This is a genomic window from Luteibacter sp. 1214 (genome assembly GCF_031455395.1).
GTDB lineage: Bacteria > Pseudomonadota > Gammaproteobacteria > Xanthomonadales > Rhodanobacteraceae > Luteibacter > Luteibacter mycovicinus.
The window spans coordinates 69,545-87,522 of sequence record NZ_JAVDSQ010000002.1 but is presented as its reverse complement, the minus strand read 5'-3'; the positions used below and the strand labels follow the sequence as shown (position 1 = coordinate 87,522).

The window sequence follows — 17,978 nt, the reverse complement described above, 5'->3', positions numbered from 1 at the left end:
CTTATCGCCTTACCAGATCTTCACCCGCTGCTTCGGGTCCAGATACAGCTTCTGCCCCGGTTTCGGCTGGAACGCGTCGTACCAAGGGTCGAGGTTACGCACCGTCTGCGCACGGAACTCACCCGGCGCATGACCGTCGCCGATCACCTGGGCGCGAAGCGCCGCGTCACGGGTCTTGGTCCGCCACGACTGCGCGAAGGCCAGAAAGAATCGCTGGTCGCCGCTGAGGCCGTCGATGACCGGTGCGGGTTTGCCACCCAGGCTTTCCTTGTATGCCGCATAGGCAATGGTCAGGCCTGAAAGGTCGGCGATGTTCTCCCCCAGCGTCTGCTGGCCGTTGATGTGAAGGCCGGGCAGGGGCTCGTACTGATTGAACTGCTCGACCAGACGCTGCCCCGCGTCCTTGAAGTGCTTCTGGTCGGCATCGGTCCACCAGTTGGCCAGGCGCCCCTGTGCGTCGAACTCGGCGCCGGTGTTGTCGAAACTGTGGCTGATCTCGTGACCGATCACGGCGCCGATCGAACCGTAATTGGACGCGGGGTCGGCCTTCGGATCGAAGAACGGGGCTTCGAGAATGGCGGCGGGAAAGTTCAGCGAGTTCTGCAACGGCAGGTTGACCGCGTTGACCGTCTGCGGGGTCATCCACCACTCGGCACGATCCACCGGCTGGTGCAGCTTGGCGACCTGATGGCGGTACTCCGCCAGCGTCGCGCGCTGATGGTTGCCCAGCGCGTCGTCGGGACGAATCTCCAGCTTCGAATAATCGCGCCAGGTATCGGGGTAGCCGACGCCGACCTTGATCGTCGCGATCTTGGCCTTGGCCTTCTGTCGTGTGGCCGGCGACATCCATTCCAGCGTATCCACGCGGGCATCGAACGCCTTCAGGATGTTCTTCACCATGTCCTCGACCTCGGCACGCGAGGAAGCGGGGAAATAGCGTTTGACGTAGATCTGACCCACGGCATCGCCGAGATCGACATTGACCCGGCCCACGCCCCGCTTCCAGCGGTCCCGCTGTTTCGGTGTGCCGGTCAGCACCTTGCCGTAGAAGCCGAAGGCGAGGTCGTCATAGGCTTTCGGCAACAGGCCGGAGGCATTTTCGTTGATGGTGTGAAATCGCAGCCAGGCCTTCCACGTGTCCAGCGGTTCACTGGCGACCAACGCCGCGAACTTCGTCACGGTGGCCGGCTGCCAGACGATGAAGGTCGGCTGGTCGTCGAGGCCGGCCGCCTTGAAATAGGCGTCCCAGTCGATACCTGGCGCCCGGGACGCGAACGCGCTACGCGGCCAGGGATTGTTCGCCTTGTGGATGTCCTCGCTGTCGACGATGGATTCCTGGGCCTGTGCGATCTTCGTTTCCAGTGCGACGATGGCTTTCGCCTTGCCGGCGGCATCGGGCGTGCCGGCCTGCCGCAGCAGTGCTTCGACGTACGCGGCGTACTTCGCACGGGCGTCCACCATGTCCTTGTCATTCTTCAGGTAGTAATCGCGGTTGGGCATGCCCAATCCGCCCTGCAGGAGGTACGGCATGTTCTTCGAAGGATCCTCGAGGCCCTGCGCGACGAACAGGCCGAGCAGGTGGCCGGTGTCGAGGTTTGTCGCGTTGATCGGGTCGACGTCCGCACGCAACTGCGCTCCCAGCGCCGTCGACAGGGCGGCTTTATCCCCGATGGCGTCGATCGCACCGAGCGCGGGCTGCAACGGCGCCAGGCCGGCTTTCTCGATCGCCGCCTCGTCCATGTAGGCCTTGTAGTAGTCGGCGATCAGCCGCTGGTTGCTGCCGGCGGCAGGGCTGCCTTCGCCCGCGGCCTTGATCAGTTCCGCGTTGCGCTTCTCGGCCTTCTGGAAAACTTCGAGGAACACACCCGTGCTGGCGCGGTCGGCGGGAATGACCGCGGTTTTCTTCCATGCGCCGCTGGCATATCCGTCGAAGTCGTCACCGGGCTGTACCGCGTGGTCGATGCCTTTCAGGTCGATGCCCGACGGATCGGCCGCCAGGGCCGCCGAGGAGGCGAGTCCGCAGGAAATCGCGGTCGCAAGAATCCGGTGAATCGTAGCCATGGGGCGCGTCCATTGAAGAGGGGAGGCCACGATAGCCCCCGCGCCATCACTTGTGTCCATGACCGATGGACTAGGCGTGGCCGTGGCGTCACGCCCCACGAAGGCTGCCGGGGGATATGCCCTAATGACTGTCCGGCCCCGCAACGGGGTCGGCATGGGTGGGCCGCGGGTCGCCCGGGCTCGCCCGGACCTTCAATTGGCAGCAGATCTTTAGGGAGATCTATATGAACGCACGTTTCGAACTCACCGGCTCGCAGACCGACATCGCCAGCTATCCGCTCTGGGCACAGGACATGGTGTCGTCCTGTGAGGATGCGCGGCGGCAGATCGTCAGCCATCCCATGTGGGATGCGATGAAGACGGCCACACTCGACCCGGTGACCACGCGCAACTTCATGATCGGTGTCTGGCCGGTCATCGAGCGGTTCCCGGGGTACATGTCGCACAGCCTGCTGAAGACCCGCTACGGCCGCAGCCCGGGCGACGATCTCGCCCGTCGCTGGCTGGTGCGGAATATCCGCGTGGAACAGAACCACGCCGAGTACTGGCTCAACTGGGCGGAGTCGGCGGGCGTGTCCCGCGAGGACGTCCTGACGGCGGAACCCCCGAAAGGCAGTCAGGCGCTGGCCAACTGGTGCGAAGAGGTCAGCCGCGACGACTCGCTGGCCGCCAGCATCGCCGCGACCAACTATGCGGTGGAGGGGGCGACCGGCGATTGGTCGCAGATTATCTACGACAGCCAGGCCTATGCGGAAAGCCTGCCGATTTCGGGCCGCAAAGCCGGCCTGCGTTGGCTTCAGCTTCACGCAGCGTATGACGATACCCATCCGTGGGAGGCGCTCGAAATCGTCTGCACCATCCTGGGCACCCATCCACCGGTGGATCAGATCGGGCACATCAAGGAATGTGTCCGTCGCAGCTATATCGGCATGAGCATCACGCTCGACCGGTGCATGGATGCCCCGGCTCTCGTCCGCACGTTGAACGAGGTTGCCGCGTAACTCGCATGTTGGGCATCTTCTGGCGCAATATCACGTAAGTACGAGATCCGAGGAAGCGATGCGTCGCGTTGAGACCATTCACCCACAACCGTTGTCGAGACGCCTCAGGCCGCTGGCCTATGCGCTCGTCGCTGTCGTGGGCCTCGTTCTCGCATTGACGTGGGTTGCCCTGCAGACCCAGGTGACTCTCGCCGGTTTTCTCAACGGCGAGAGTCTTTGGGCAAAGGCTCAGAAACAGGCCGTGATCGACCTCGACGAGTACGCAGCGCACGGCCGCCCCGGCGATCTTGCCGCTTACCGGCGCAATTTCGCCGTCCTGATGGCCGACCGCAGTTCCCGCGACGCCATCGCCAGCGGTCGCTACGAACAGGCGGCCGTCGAAGACGGATTTGCCCGCGGCGGGGTCATCCCCGAGGCCATTTCCGGCATGGTCTTCATCTTTCGTTACTTCGACGGCATGCCCTACGTCCGCGAAGCGATCGCCGAGTGGCGTTCGGTGGACGCCAGTCTTGCCGAAATCGACGAGATCGCCGGTCGCCTCGAGCATGCCTACGCGTCGGGCACACCGTCCCCGTCCCTGCTCGACGAGGAGCGCGGCCGTATCGCTGCGCTCAACACTTACGTCGAGCCGCGCACCAAGGCGTTCTCCCTCTATATCGCCAACGGCGCCTCCTGGCTTGGCAAGGTGTTGTTCTTCACCGTGCTGGGCGTGGCCGCGCTGGCTTCGCTTCTCTGGTTGCGCATGGCTCAGCGCATCCTCGTCGGCATCCGCGGCACCGAGGAGCGTTACAGCCTCCTGTTCGACAGCGCCGCCGACGCCATTTTCATGGTGGACGAGGAAACCGGCAGGATCCTCGACGCCAACCACCGCGCCGCCGCGTGGGTGGGATGTCCGTCGGGCGAACTGATCGGCATCCAGCTGGCCAGCCTGTTCGTCGATGGCTCACCCCATGCCGGCGCCGGTATGCTGCGCAACGGCGACGGCAGCGTGCGTCCCGTGGAGACCCAGAGCAGCCTCGTGGTCTGGGGCTCACGCCAGGTTTCTCAGGCCATCGTGCGTGATATCTCCGATCGCGTAGCGATGGAGCAGGAGCGCAGAATCGCTTCCGAAGCGCTGGCCAGCATCGCCGAGGGCGTCATCATCGCCGACGCGGACCGCCGCGTGACCTCGGCGAACGCCGCGCACACCAAGCTCACCGGCATGCCCGTGCAGACGCTGCGACGCACGCGCTTCGACGCCACCCGCACGTTGCCCGACGGCCGTCCGTTGCCGCAGACCCTGTGGGACGATATCGCCGCCGGCGACAACTGGCTGGGCGAGGTGGAGAGCCGCCGTGCGGATGGCACGACGTATCCCGAGCTGATGAGCATCAGCACCATCCGCGACAGCGAAGGCCGGCCGCAGCACTACGTGGCCGTGGTCTCCGACATCACGGCACGCAAAGCCGACCGGCAGCGCCTGCAGCACATGGCGACCCACGACCCGCTGACCGGCCTGGTCACCCGCTCCGAGTTCGAGCGCCGCTGCGCGGAGGCCATCACCCGCGCGGCTCACGAACGCGGTGCGGTCGCGGTACTGTTCGTCGACCTCGATGCCTTCAAGGTCATCAACGACAGCTACAGCCATGCGACCGGCGACGCGCTGCTGATGCGCGTGGCCGAGCGCATTCGCGCCCAGCTGGCGCCGCACGACGTGGCAGGCCGCATCGGCGGCGACGAATTCACGGTGCTGATCGCCGACCTGCGTTCGCGCGAGGAGGCGCTCGCCGTCGCCGAGGCCGTCCTGGCGGCGTTGGCCAAGCCCTTCGACCTGGGCGATTACGAGCTGTTCGTCAGCGCGAGTATCGGCATCGCCGGTTACCCGCTGGACGGCAACGACGCGGTCACCCTGATCGCCAACGCTGACGCCGCGATGTACGTGGCCAAGACCGAAGAGCGCAATGCCTTGCGGCTCTACACGCCCAAGATGCACGCGGACGCGCGGCGCCGGCTCAAACTGGCTTCCGAGCTGCGCCAGGCATTGGTCCGCAAGGAGTTTACGCTGGCCTTCCAGCCCAGTGTCGAGATGAAGACCGGCCGCATCGTGGCCGTCGAAGCGCTGATCCGCTGGCGCCATCCGGAACGCGGCAACGTGCCGCCGGATGAGTTCATCCCGATCGCCGAGAACCTCGGCCTGATCCGTCAGATCGATCAATGGGTGCTGGAAACCGCGTGCGCGCAGCTGAAACACTGGGATGACGCGAAACTGCCGCCGCTGCGCATGGCGGTGAATGTGTCGGCAAGTTCCTTCGGCCATCCGGACTTCCTGCCCGGTGTGAGCCAGGCGCTCCTCGATACGGGAATCGCGCCCCAGCGCCTGCTCATCGAACTGACCGAGAGCGCGATTCTGCGGCTGGGCGAAGACACCGAGCGCTCCATGCAGTCGTTGCACAGCCTTGGCGTCGGCGTGGCGATCGACGATTTCGGCACGGGGTATTCGTCGCTGGCCTACCTCAAGCTGCCGGCGGTCGCCTATCTGAAGATCGACCGCTCCTTCGTGACCGGCCTGCCGGCCAACGGCAACGATGTGGCGATTACGGAAGCCATGGTGGCGATCGCGCGCAGCCTCGACCTGCACACGATCGCCGAGGGCATCGAGACCGAAGCCCAGCACGAGTTCCTGTTGCGAGCGGGTTGCCAGGAAGGGCAGGGCTTCCTCTACTCACGCCCGCTGCCGCCTGACGAGATCGAGCGTTTGCTGGCACCGCACAAAGCCTCGGGAGCGAAGAGGCTTTCGCTGGTGCCGCCGCGTCGGGCCTGAGGGCCCGGCTTGCGCCATCGCGCTCACAAAAGCACACCAGGCCAATCGCACCGGCCGGCCTTCGAATCACAATGACCGTCCCCATATAGCGGACAACGTACCCGTGCAAGGATCTACCGTGTCCACCCACGATTCCCTCGTATTTCTCTTCGACGTCGACAACACCCTGATCGACAACGACCGTTTCGGCGCGGATCTCGCCGCGCGCCTCGAAGAACGTCTCGGGGCCGAAGGCCGCGATCGGTACGACGCGATCGACAAGGAGATCCGCAAGCAGGTCGGTTATGCGGACTACCTCGGTGCGCTGCAGCGCCTGCGCGGACAGGACAGCGACATGGCCTATATGGATCTGTCGTTCTTCCTGCTCGACTACCCCTTCGAGGCACGTCGTTTTCCCGGCGTGCTCGAAGCGATCGATCACCTGCGCACGATCGGTCGCCCGGTGATCATGTCCGACGGCGACACCGTGTTTCAGCCGCGCAAGATCCGCCGCGCGGGATTGTGGGAGGCGTTCCGCGAGGACGTGCTGATCTACATCCATAAAGAAGAGATGCTCGACGACATGCAGCGGCGCTATCCGGCCGATCACTACGTGATGGTGGACGACAAGCCACGCATCCTTGTAGCGCTCAAGAAGCTGCTGGGCGACAAGGTCACCACGGTATTCGTCAGGCAGGGGCATTACGCGGCCGCGGCCGGCGCGGATCTCGAGGAGACGCCGCCGGATATGACGATCGACTCGGTGGCGGAGCTGGCGACGATGGGGCGTGAGGCGTTTCTCGCGACGGCCTGAGGCCGGTCCGGTCCACGATGCATCAGAGCTCGAAGGCGTTCGGAATCCACTCGATCCCGTCGCCCTCGAACGCCAGCACGTCGAACCGGCATGGCCTGAGCGCATCGTGCGGATGCCAGGCCAGCCAGAGATGCGCGGCGCTGATCAGCTTGCGTCGCTTGGCGGCCGTGATCGAGCCGACGGCGCCGCCGAACGCGGCGCTGCGCCGATAGCGTACCTCGACGAAAACGAGGGTCTCGCCGTCGCGCATGACGAGGTCGATCTCGCCGTGACGGCAGAGAAAGTTGGAGCGGACCAGCCGTAGTCCGCGCTCCCGCAGAAACGACAACGCCGCGCCTTCGAAACGGTCTCCGGTAGCGCGGCGCTCGGTGGTCTTCTTCGTCGTGGTCACGCGAACCTCCCTGTTCGCGCCGGTGGGAATCAGCCCCCGCCGCTTTCGACGTTCGGGGCCGTGGCCGGCGCTTCGAGTTCGAGGCTACCCGCGACCGGGCGGGCGACGCCGTCGGCGAAGCGCGCCCAGATGAGTACGCGACGGACGCGACCGAACTCATCCGCGACCAGCTGGCCGGTCGCGCCGGGCAGGTAGCTGCCCGGATGACCACGCATCCAGTCGATATAGGGCACCAGTCCCCAGGCATCCATGCCGAAGGCGAACAGGCGGGCGGTGACGCCGCGCGTCGCGGGCACGGCCGCATTCAGTTCGCTGCGACGGGCGAGGCCCGGCTGGGCGTCGAACAGCCACGGCGCGTCGCAGAACTCCACGCCTTCCAGGTCACGATCGGCGGCGGGGTCGTCGCTGCCGCCGTACACGTGCGAGGTCGCGAAGACGGGCAGGTTGTTCTTCGCCAGACGCAGCTGCGGGATCAGCAGACGCGCCTGCTGCGGTTTCATGCTGATGAAGACGCCGCTGGTGGCCGGATCCTGGCCAACCGGTTCGGACAACTGCGACGCGAAATCGATGCTGCCGGAGTCCAGCGTGATCTGGCCGGCCAGGGTGCCGCCACGCGCCTGCCACTCGGCGCGGAAGGCGTTGCCGGCGCGGCGTGCGAAATCGTCGGTGGAGACGATCGACGTAGCGGTCTTCATGCCGCGGTCGGCCATGTGGTCGGCTACCTGCGCGCCCTCGGTTTCAGGCAGCAGGCCGAACTCGTTGGCACCCGACGGCGGCAGGTTCTTGTTGTCGCTCGGGTAGTTCAGCGTGAGCATCGGTGCGGGCAGGGCGCCCTTGGCGAAGATGGCCGACACGCCTTCGCGATTGAGCGGGCCGACGACGAAGCGAGCGCCCTCGGCGACCGCCTTGTCGTAGGCGGCGACGGCATGCGCCGCATCGTTGCCCGAATCGTAGACCGCGACGTCCGGACGCGTCGCACCCGTGCGGCTCGCATCGACGTAATTGGTAAAGAAGCCGTCGCGGATGGCGGCGCCCGCACCGGCGAGCGGACCACTGAGGGGCAGCAGCAGCGCGACCTTGGTCGGCACCTTATAGCCTTCGCGTACGCCCTTGTCGCCACTGACCGTACCGACGGCCTGATCGAGCACCGCCGGTGAGCGGTCGACGCTGCCGAGCTGGGACTGCGCTTCCGACACCCAGGGTTTCATCGGATCGTTCGCCGGCAATGCCGCGGCACGCTCGGCGAGCGGCTGGGTACCGAGGCCGGTGAGCAGGGTGAGGATTTGCTGGCGGTTCTGTTCCCGGTCGATGCCGTGCAGCTGGCCGTCGAGCTCGACACGGGTCTGCGCGGCGCTCCACGGATCGTTCGACGCGGCCTGAGCCCGTGCGCGCAATTCGGCCAGGCGTTGCGAGACCTGGGGCGAGACGTGCGACGACGGCTTGCCGGTCAGCGACAGGGCGGTCGTCGGGTCGTTGTTCTTCAGTGCGATCTCCGCGCGTAACGCATCGAAGCGCAGGGAGTCTTCGCCCTCGAGGCGCGAGCGGCGGATGTCCGTGACGACCGGTGCGGCGCGATCGAGGGCGCCTTCCTGGCGGTACGACTCGGCGGCCAGCAGCTTGTAATAGTCGCGGTGATCGCTGTCCTGCGCAGCCAGCGCCAGGTAAGCCTGAGCCGCCTGATCGAACTGTCCCTTGATGTACAGGGCCTGCGCCGCCTGCGTCGCCTCGCCGGTGGGCGCGGTCGTATGTTGCTGGACACCGCCCTGGGTCACGCAGCCGGCGAGGCCGGCGCAGAGCAGGAGGCCAAGGGTCGAGGCACGGATCGGTCGCATCGCAAATAATTCCTTGATAGGCACGTCGGCGCCCTCCGGCGCTGAAACGCTCGGATCATAGCCCATCGTTTCGCGAGGCCGGCGTGAGGCGCGTCCGGTCAGGCGCCGTAGAGGGCCTTGCGCGGGGCGCCGGTGATCGCGGCCGCCAGCTTCGCCGCCCTGGCCGGAGGCAGTTCGTCCTTGAGGATCGCAAACACGCGAAGTCCCTCGCTGAGGCGTTCGTCCTCGCCGGCTTCCCGCCCGGCGACCATCACCACGAACTCGCCCTTCTGCTGGTTGGGATCGGCTGACACGCGCTCCACCAGCGCCGAGAGCGGGTCACCCAGCACGGTCTCGAACATCTTTGTCAGCTCCCGGGCCACCACGGCCTCGCGATCCGCGCCGAACGCATCTCGCATGTCTTCGAGCGACTCGACGATGCGGTGCGACGACTCATAGAAGATCAGCGTGCGCGATTCGCCGGCCAGTTCCGCCAGGCGCGAGCGGCGGGCGCCCGCTTTCGCGGAGAGAAATCCCTCGAAGACGAAGCGGTCGCTGGGCAGGCCGGCGACCGACAAGGCGGCGATGACCGCGCTGGGGCCCGGGACCGGACTGACCCGGAGGCCGGCGATGCGGGCGGCACGCACAAGACGGAACCCCGGATCGCTGATCAGCGGCGTCCCGGCATCCGAGACCAGGGCGACATCGTCGCCGCCGCGCATGCGCTCCACCAGGCCATCCACTGCCGTGCGCTCATTGTGGTCGTGCAGCGCGACCAGTGGCGTATCGATATTGAGGTGCTGCAGCAGCGGCCGGGTGTGGCGGGTGTCCTCGGCGGCGATGACCCTAGCCCGGCGCAGCGTTTCGATGGCGCGCGCGCTGATGTCGTCGCGATGACCGATCGGGGTGGCGACGACATGAAGCGTACCGGGACGGGGCTGGGACATCGGTGCATCCGGTGAGCAGGGCCGGACATTGTAACCGTCCCGTTCCGGCTATAATCGGAAGTGGAGTCGGCCGGACAGTCGCGTCGCGCCTTCGGGCGTATCGAGGAAAGTCCGGGCTCCATAGGGCAGGGTGCCAGGTAACCCCTGGGCAGCGTGAGCTGACGGCCAGTGCAACAGAGAGCAGACCGCCGATGGCCCCGCAAGGGGATCAGGTAAGGGTGAAAGGGTGCGGTAAGAGCGCACCGCGTGCGGGGACAACGTCGCATGGCACGGTAAACCCCACCCGGAGCAAGACCAAATAAGGGGACTATGACGTTGCCCGCGTCGTCCCCGGGTAGGTTGCTGGAGCCTGGCGGTGACGCCAGGCCGAGAAGAATGACTGTCACGTCGCAAGACGCACAGAACCCGGCTTACAGGCCGACTCCTTCTCTTCTTGAGCGGTGTGGGAGCGACGAATGTCGCTCCCATCTGTCTTTGCGGCCTCGCCACGGACGTCGACGGCGAGTTCGGTGAACGTGAGTTCAGCCCCACCCCTGATTTCACATTTCGCAGACGTCTGAAATCCCGGACTCATTCGCAAAAAACCTCAACGATTCAACCACCTCCCGCCCCTTCCTCAGAAACGGCTGGAATTGGTGATGAACGTGAGCTTTCTCCTTGATTCACAAGAAAAATTTCCTTGACAGTCTCAGGACCCGAGACTATCGTGGGCCCCAGTGTGAAATCGTGGGATTCGGTGGGGCGGACTGCAGACAATGTTCCAAGGTGAGACAGCCATCACGATCGACGACAAGGGTCGTCTGACGATCCCGACCTCGTATCGGGATCTGGTGGCCGACGCCTGCGCGAACCGTCTGGTGATCGCTTACAACCCTTTCGATACCGGTTGCCTCTGGATCTTTCCGTACGCGGAGTGGGAGAAGGTGCGCGACCAGGTCAATGCGCTCCCCAGCGTCAAGGCCGTCCATCGCGCATTGCAGATGAAACTGGTGGGTGCCGCGGCCATCGTCGAACCCGACGGAGCGGCCCGCATCCTCCTTCCATCGAGCCAACGCGCGGCGGCCGGACTGGAGAAAAAAGCCATCCTGCTGGGGATGGGCAACAAGTTCGAGCTTTGGAGCGAACAGGCCCACCTCGCGAAGATCCGCCAGACCATCGGCGAGGACGACATCAGCGACGACATGGCGGAACTGCAGTTGTGACGACGAACTAATTCGAGGTGCTGGTGAAACGGGAGCGGGATGTGGCGATGGCGGGGGTCGATGTACACATCCCGGTGATGCTCGACGAAGCGGTGGAGGGCCTCGCCTTGCGCGAGAACGGGCGCTATCTGGATGGGACGTTCGGTCGTGGGGGTCATGCCTCGGCGATCCTTGCCCGTCTCTCGGATGAAGGCCGCCTGTTCCTCATGGATCGCGATCCCTCGGCCATCGCCGTCGCCGAAGCCGGTCTCGCCACCGACCCGCGTGTCACCCTGCGCCACGACAACTTCGCCACGATGGGTGAGTGGCCCGCGCTCGAAGGCGGCCTCGACGGTATCCTGCTCGATCTCGGCGTGTCCTCGCCGCAGCTGGACGATCGCAGCCGCGGCTTCAGTTTCATGGCCGACGCGCCGCTCGACATGCGCATGGACACCACGCGCGGTATCAGTGCCGCCGAGTTCCTGGCCGACGCCGACGAAGCCGAGATCGCCGACGTGCTCTGGCGCTTCGGCGAAGAGCGCTTCAGCCGCCGCATCGCCAGGACCATCGTCGAGCGCCGCGTGACCGCGCCGATCACCCGCACCGCGGAGCTGGCCGACCTCGTCGCCGGTTGCGTCGGTCGCCGCGAGCCAGGCAAGAACCCCGCCACGCGCACGTTTCAGGCGCTGCGCATCCGCGTGAACGCGGAACTCGAATCCGTCGAGCGTGGCCTGGACGCCGCGCTCGACCTGCTCAACGTGGGCGGCCGCCTCGCCGTGATCAGCTTCCATTCGCTGGAAGATCGCACGGTGAAGCAGTTCATTCGTGCCCACGAAGGTCGCGTGCAGGGCAGTCGCCGCGGACCGCCCGCGGCGGCGAAGCTGGCCCGCCTCAAGCCGGTGGGCAAGGCGATTTTTCCGTCCGACGCCGAGGTCGCCGCGAACCCGCGTTCGCGCTCCGCCGTGCTGCGCGTCGCGGAGAAGCTCGCATGAAGGTCTTCGGCGCGATCTGCCTCTCGATCCTGCTGCTGGCGGTCATCGCCAGCGCGATCGGGGTGGTGTGGACGCGCCACGAGAGCCGCGTGCTCTTTGTCGAACTGTCCCGTCTGCAGAGCCAGAAGGACGACCTTGGCGTGGAATACGGTCGCCTCGAACTTGAGCAGGCCACCTACGCCGAACCCAGCCGCATCGATGCGGACGCCCGCGGCAAGCTCGGCATGTTCACGCCGAAGCCGCAGGACATCCAGCTGGTGCGCCGATGAAGGCGCGCTACGGCAAGCCCGTCGTGCCCAGCCGCCGTCGCGGTCAGGGCCCGAGCCCGCGCAAGCGTATGACCGTCGTCGTGGCGCTGCTCTGTGTCGCCGCGTCGGGTCTGGTCGTGCGCGCGTTCGATCTGCAGGTCGTGCGTAAGCAGTTCTATCAGGACCAGGGCGACGCGCGCTTCCTGCGCGAAATGCCCATCGCCGTGTCCCGCGGCACGATTTTCGATCGCAACGGCGAGCCGCTGGCCGTGTCGACCCCGGTCGCCTCGATCTGGGCCAACCCGCCCGAAGTACTCGAGAACGCCGACCGCATCCCTGAGCTGGCCAAGGCCCTGCACGTCGACGCCGACGATCTGAAGCAGAAGATCGAGCAGCGCGCGGACAAGGAATTCATGTACATCGCTCGTCAGCTGCGTCCGGAAGACGCGCAGGCGATCGTCGATCTGAAGATCCCGGGTATCTCGTCGCAGCGCGAATACCGCCGCTATTACCCGTCGGGTGCGGTCAACAGCCACATCCTCGGCTTCACCAACATCGATGACCACGGCCAGGAAGGTCTGGAGCTGGCGTTCGATGAATGGCTGTCCGGCAAACCGGGCGCCAAGCGCGTGATCCGCGACCGCATGGGCCATGTGGTGGAAGACGTCGAGCTGGTGCGCGAGCCGCAGCCGGGTCGCGACATCACGCTGTCGATCGACCGCCGCATCCAGTACCTCGCCTATAGCGCGCTGAAAGACGCTCTGGAAAAGAACAAGGCCGACTCGGGCTCGATCGTGGTGATGGATGTCCACACCGGCGAAGTGCTCGGCATGGCCAACCTGCCGTCGTTCAATCCGAACGCCGTGCGCGGCAGCACGCCCAACGATCGCCGCAACCGCGCCGTCACCGACGTGGTCGAGCCGGGCTCGACCATGAAGGCGTTCACCATGGCCGCGGCGCTGACCAGTGGCAAGTACACGCCGACCTCGCCGCTGATCGAGACCTCGCCGGGCACCTGGATGATGGGCGGCCACCCGGTACGCGATACCCATAACTGGGGCACGCTGACCCCGACCGGTGTGATCACCAAGTCGTCGAACGTCGGTGCCGCGAAGATCGCGATGACGCTCGATACCGACTTCCTCTATTCGATGTGGAAGTCGTTCGGTATCGGCAACAGCACCGGTAGCGGGTTCCCGGGCGAAGCCGCGGGCTATCTGCCGGTGAGCCGCACCTGGAAGCCGATCGAAAAGTCGCGCATGGCCTATGGTTACAACCTCAGCGTGACCCCGCTGCAGCTGGCCACGGGTTACGCCGGTATCGCCAACGGCGGTGCGCTGCGCGCGCCGAGCTTCATCAAGGGTGCGGACAATCCCCCGACCCAGGTGATCACGCCGGAGATCGCCCACGAACTCGTGCGCATGCTCGAGACGGTGTTGCAGCCGGGCGGTACGGGCTACGGCTTCGCCTCGGTCGCCAATTACAGCGTGGCCGGCAAGACCGGTACCTCGCACAAGTTCTCCGTCGGCGGCTACTTCGCCAAGAACTACATCTCGCTCTTCGTCGGCATGATTCCGGCGAGCAACCCGCGCCTGGTCACCGTGGTGGTCATCAACGATCCGCAGGGTGGTCATTACTACGGTGGCTCCGTCGCCGGCCCCGCCTTCGCCCAGGTGATGGAAGGCGCGGTGCGCCTGCTCGACATTCCGCCCGACAACGTCGGTCGCTGGTATGTCGGCGGCCCGAGCCAGGGTGGCCTGATCGGCACGGCCAACGCGCCACCGCCGCAAGCGGACGACAGCGCGGCGGAAGAGGTGGTCCCGTGACCCTGACCCTCGCCGAACTGCTCGACGGTTTCGCCGACGCCTCCGATGCCGGCGAAATCGTCGTTTCCGGCCTTTCACTCGACTCGCGCGAGATCGTCGAAGGCCAGGCCTTCGTCGCGCTGCGTGGCACGAAGGGTCACGGCATCGACTTCGCGGCAAAGGCCGTCGAGCAGGGCGCCGTCGTCATTCTGGCCGAGACGCCGTTCGACGCGGTCGACGCAGGCATACCGGTGGTCGCGGTCGACAAGCTGCGCGACAAGGCCGGCCCGATCGCCGCGCGTTTTCACGGCAATGCATCCGCCGCGCTCGAGGTCATCGGTGTGACCGGCACCAACGGCAAGACCTCGACCGTACAGCTGATCGCACAGGCGCTGACGTTCCTTGGCCGTAAGGCCGCGACCGTCGGCACCCTCGGCGCGGGCTTGCACGGTGCGATCGCGGAAGGCGAACGCACCACGCCCGATGCCATCAGCATGCAGGCGCTGCTCGGCGAATTCCGTGACGCCGGCGCGACGCACGTGGCGATGGAAGTCTCCTCGCACGCCCTGGAGCAGGGCCGGGTCAACGCCATCGCGTTCGACATCGCCGTGTTCACCAATCTCACCCGCGATCACCTCGATTACCACGGCACGATGGAAGCGTACGGCGCGGCGAAAGCCCGTCTGTTCGCCTTCGACGGTCTTGGCGCCGCGGTGATCAACGTGGACGACCCGTTCGGCGCGAGGCTGGCGAAGGGCCTGCCCGAGTCCGTGACGAAGCTGCGCTCCTCGATGGCGACCGACAGCACCCCGAAAGACGCCGAAGTCCGCGCGGATATCGTGGTGACCTCGGCCCGGGGACTGTCGTTCAACCTCAATACGCCGTGGGGCATGCGTACCGTGCGCAGCGCGCTGCTGGGTCGCTTCAATGTGGCCAACCTGCTCGCCGTCGCGGCGGTGCTGGGCGCGCTGGGCGAACCGTTCGAGCGCATCCACGCCGCACTGGAATCCCTGCAACCGGTCAACGGCCGCATGAGCCGCCTCGGTGGCGACGGCCGCAAGCCGCTGGTGGTGGTCGACTACTCGCACACGCCGGATGCGCTGAAGCAGGCGTTGCTGGCGCTGCGCTCGCATACCAAGGGCAAGCTGATCTGCGTCTTCGGCGCCGGTGGCGACCGCGATCAGGGCAAGCGCCCGATCATGGCCGGTATCGCCGAGCGTCTGGCCGACGTGGTCATCGTGACCGACGACAATCCCCGCAGCGAGGACGGCGACGTCATCGTCGCGCAGATCGTCGCCGGCCTCATTCACCCCGAGACCGTGATGGTCGAGCGCGACCGCGCGCAGGCTATCGCGCTGGCGCTCGCCGACGCGAAGGCCGACGACGTCGTGCTGATCGCCGGCAAGGGTCACGAAACCTATCAGGAAGGTCCGGACGGCAAACGCCCGTTCGACGATCTCGCCGTCGCCCGCGAGGCGATGGATTCCGGCAAGAAAGGAGCCCGCGCATGATGCGCCTGTCCGCCGTCGCCCTCTGGACCCGCGGCCGCCTGCATGGCGCCGATGTCGAGGTGACGGGTTTTTCCATCGATACGCGCACCCTCAAGGCCGGCGACCTGTTCGTGGCGCTGCCGGGCGAGCGCGTCGATGCGCATGATTTCGTCGCTGCGGCCGCGGCGAAAGGTGCGGTCGCCGCGCTGGTGACGCGTCCGGTCGACGCGCCGATTCCGCAGGTCATCGTCGACGATACGCAGGCCGCCCTCGGCGACCTCGCCAGCGCCGCTCGCGCACGCGGCAATGTGCGTGTCGTCGGTATCACCGGATCCAATGGCAAGACGACGGTGAAGACGCTGACCGCGTCCATCCTGTCGCGTCACGGTCGTACCCACGTCAATGCCGGTAACTTCAATAACGAGATCGGCATGCCGCTCACGCTGCTGGCGATGCCGGAAGACACTGAGTACGCCGTGCTCGAGATGGGTGCGGGCAAGCCGGGCGACATCGATTACCTCGCTGCCATCGCACGGCCCGATATCGGTCTCGTGAATTCCATCGCGCCCGCGCATCTTGAGCGCATGGGCACGATCGAAGGCGTCGCCGAAACCAAGGGCGCGCTGTACCGGTCGCTTCCGGCCGATGGCGTCGCCATCATCAACGCGGATGACGAGCGCTTCGCCGGCTTCTTCACGAACCTGGCCGGCAGCCGCAGCGTGCTGCGCTACGCGCTCGACCATCGTGCGGACATCGGTGCCGACATCGTCGAAGAGCGCATTGACGGCACTCATTTCGTCCTGTCCACGCCGCATGGCGACGGCGACGTGCACCTGCCGTTGCCGGGCCGTCACAACGTGGCCAACGCGCTGGCCGCCGCCGCGATCGCGACGGCGCTCAACGTTCCCGTCGAAAAGATCGTCGAAGGTCTGGAGCAGGTGCCGCCTGTCGCCGGCCGTCTGAATCTCGAACCGATGCCGGGTGGCTGGACACTGATCGACGACAGCTACAACGCGAACCCGGGCTCGGCCGCCGCGGCGATCGACACGCTGGCCCTCGCCCTGGGCGAGCGCTGGCTGGTGCTGGGCGATATGGCCGAACTCGGGCCCGAGGCCGTGAAGCTGCATGCCGGTATCGGCGAGCTCGCCCACCGCCGCGGTATCGAGCGGCTGCTGGCCACGGGGGCGAAAAGCGCCGCCGCGGTCGAGGCGTTCGGTCCGGGTGCACAACATTTCGCCACGCAGGAAGCGCTTATCGAGGCAGCCTGCACGCAAATCCATGAGGGCGTCACGTGCCTCGTGAAGGGGTCACGTTCCTCCGGCATGGACCGGGTCGTGGCGGCTTTGAAGAAATACGCTGAAGGAGCCTCCGATGCTGCTTGAACTGGCGGAATGGATGGCTCGGCACTTCGCTTCCGTGCATCTTTTCCAGTACATCACGTTCCGCGCGATCATGGCGGCGCTCACCGCGCTGGCCGTGTCGCTGCTGCTCGGCCCGTTGCTGATCCGCAAGCTTGCCGCGCTGAAGGCGGGGCAGGTGGTGCGCAGCGACGGCCCGCAAACGCATCTTGCGAAGGCCGGTACGCCGACGATGGGCGGTCTGCTGATCCTGTTCGCCGTGGGGATCGCCACGGTGCTGTGGGCGGACCTGTCCAACCGCTACGTATGGGTCGTGCTGGCGGTGATGGTCCTGTTCGGCGTCATCGGGTTCTACGACGACTACCGCAAGCTGGTCCTGAAGGACAGCCGTGGCCTCGCCAGCCGCTGGAAGTATTTCTGGCAGTCGGTGTTCGGTCTCGGCGCCGCCGTGTTCCTTTACCGCACGCACCAGCTGCCCGCGGAGATCGCGCTCTACGTGCCGCTGTTCAAACAGGTGGCGATCCCGCTCGGCATTTTCTTCGTGGTGGTCGGCTACTTCATCATCGTCGGCTTCTCCAACGCGGTGAACCTCACCGACGGTCTGGACGGCCTGGCGATCATGCCGAGCGTCCTGGTCTCCGGCGCGCTGGGCATCTTTGCCTACCTCGCCGGTAACAAGCTGTTTTCCGAATACCTCGGAATCCCGGCGATTCCGGGCGCCGGTGAGCTTGCGGTCTTCTGCAGCGCGCTGGCGGGCGCGGGGCTCGGCTTCCTCTGGTTCAACACCTACCCGGCCCAGGTCTTCATGGGTGACGTGGGCGCGCTGGCCATCGGTGCCGCCCTCGGTTGCGTCGCGCTGATCGTCCGTCAGGAAATCGTGTTGCTGGTGATGGGCGGCGTCTTCGTGATGGAGACCGCCTCGGTGATGTTGCAGGTGGGCAGCTTCAAGCTGCGCGGCAAGCGCATCTTCCGTATGGCGCCCATCCATCACCATTTTGAACTGAAGGGCTGGCCCGAGCCGCGGGTCATCGTCCGTTTCTGGATCATCAGCGTCGTGCTGGTGCTCATCGGTCTCGCTACGTTGAAGGTGCGCTAAGCCA

The 17,978-nt window shown here is 66.1% G+C and carries 14 protein-coding genes and 1 other RNA gene; 11 read left to right on the top strand and 4 right to left on the bottom strand.

Annotated features, from left to right (window positions below):
• Positions 1–9: 9 nt before the first annotated feature.
• A complete protein-coding gene (locus J2X57_RS05010; RefSeq protein WP_036110423.1) occupies positions 10–2,061 on the bottom strand; it encodes a M13 family metallopeptidase in 2,052 nt (683 codons plus the stop codon).
• A 224-nt stretch (positions 2,062–2,285) separates the two neighbouring features.
• Between J2X57_RS05010 and J2X57_RS05005 the strand changes: the two genes are divergently transcribed.
• From J2X57_RS05005 to J2X57_RS04995, 3 genes are all read left to right on the top strand, one after another.
• On the top strand, positions 2,286–3,062 hold the full coding sequence (locus tag J2X57_RS05005) for an iron-containing redox enzyme family protein (RefSeq protein WP_309864558.1): 777 nt from the start codon (positions 2,286–2,288) through the stop codon (positions 3,060–3,062).
• A 58-nt stretch (positions 3,063–3,120) separates the two neighbouring features.
• A complete protein-coding gene (locus J2X57_RS05000; RefSeq protein ID WP_309864555.1) occupies positions 3,121–5,862 on the top strand; it encodes an EAL domain-containing protein in 2,742 nt (913 codons plus the stop codon).
• Between the two features lie 118 nt (positions 5,863–5,980).
• Positions 5,981–6,655 (top strand): HAD family hydrolase, encoded by a 675-nt coding sequence (locus J2X57_RS04995; protein WP_309864553.1) that lies wholly within the window; start codon positions 5,981–5,983, stop codon positions 6,653–6,655.
• Between the two features lie 22 nt (positions 6,656–6,677).
• Here the strand turns inward: J2X57_RS04995 and J2X57_RS04990 are convergent, their stop codons facing one another.
• From J2X57_RS04990 to rsmI, 3 genes are all read right to left on the bottom strand, one after another.
• Positions 6,678–7,046, bottom strand: coding sequence for a YraN family protein (locus J2X57_RS04990; RefSeq protein ID WP_309864550.1), 369 nt, complete (start codon positions 7,044–7,046; stop codon positions 6,678–6,680).
• Positions 7,047–7,075: 29 nt separating this feature from the next.
• Complete coding sequence (locus J2X57_RS04985; protein ID WP_308846232.1) at positions 7,076–8,878, bottom strand: penicillin-binding protein activator; 1,803 nt, start codon at positions 8,876–8,878, stop codon at positions 7,076–7,078.
• A gap of 98 nt (positions 8,879–8,976) precedes the next feature.
• Positions 8,977–9,804 (bottom strand): 16S rRNA (cytidine(1402)-2'-O)-methyltransferase, encoded by an 828-nt coding sequence (gene rsmI / locus J2X57_RS04980; RefSeq protein ID WP_043695787.1) that lies wholly within the window; start codon positions 9,802–9,804, stop codon positions 8,977–8,979.
• A gap of 62 nt (positions 9,805–9,866) precedes the next feature.
• On the opposite strand from rsmI, the gene rnpB reads away from it, so the two are divergent.
• The 8 genes from rnpB (at position 9,867) to mraY (ending at position 17,974) form a co-directional block, all read left to right on the top strand.
• Positions 9,867–10,233: RNase P RNA component class A (gene rnpB, locus J2X57_RS04975), an RNA gene on the top strand.
• 326 nt (positions 10,234–10,559) lie between these two features.
• Positions 10,560–11,006, top strand: coding sequence for a division/cell wall cluster transcriptional repressor MraZ (gene mraZ / locus J2X57_RS04970; protein WP_036110446.1), 447 nt, complete (start codon positions 10,560–10,562; stop codon positions 11,004–11,006).
• Positions 11,007–11,053: 47 nt separating this feature from the next.
• Complete coding sequence (gene rsmH, locus J2X57_RS04965) at positions 11,054–11,977, top strand: 16S rRNA (cytosine(1402)-N(4))-methyltransferase RsmH (RefSeq protein ID WP_043695785.1); 924 nt, start codon at positions 11,054–11,056, stop codon at positions 11,975–11,977.
• Positions 11,974–12,246, top strand: coding sequence for a cell division protein FtsL (gene ftsL, locus J2X57_RS04960; RefSeq protein ID WP_043695774.1), 273 nt, complete (start codon positions 11,974–11,976; stop codon positions 12,244–12,246). Before rsmH ends, ftsL begins: the two co-directional genes overlap by 4 nt.
• The gene (locus J2X57_RS04955; protein ID WP_036110451.1) at positions 12,243–14,051 is read left to right on the top strand and encodes a penicillin-binding protein 2; all 1,809 of its coding nucleotides are present in this window, start codon (positions 12,243–12,245) and stop codon (positions 14,049–14,051) included. Before ftsL ends, J2X57_RS04955 begins: the two co-directional genes overlap by 4 nt.
• Positions 14,048–15,541, top strand: a complete 1,494-nt coding sequence (locus J2X57_RS04950) for a UDP-N-acetylmuramoyl-L-alanyl-D-glutamate--2,6-diaminopimelate ligase (protein WP_309864539.1) — start codon at positions 14,048–14,050, stop codon at positions 15,539–15,541. Before J2X57_RS04955 ends, J2X57_RS04950 begins: the two co-directional genes overlap by 4 nt.
• Positions 15,538–16,902, top strand: coding sequence for a UDP-N-acetylmuramoyl-tripeptide--D-alanyl-D-alanine ligase (murF, locus tag J2X57_RS04945; RefSeq protein ID WP_036110457.1), 1,365 nt, complete (start codon positions 15,538–15,540; stop codon positions 16,900–16,902). Before J2X57_RS04950 ends, murF begins: the two co-directional genes overlap by 4 nt.
• A complete protein-coding gene (gene mraY / locus J2X57_RS04940) occupies positions 16,892–17,974 on the top strand; it encodes a phospho-N-acetylmuramoyl-pentapeptide-transferase (protein WP_036110460.1) in 1,083 nt (360 codons plus the stop codon). Before murF ends, mraY begins: the two co-directional genes overlap by 11 nt.
• The last annotated feature ends 4 nt before the right edge of the window (positions 17,975–17,978 follow it).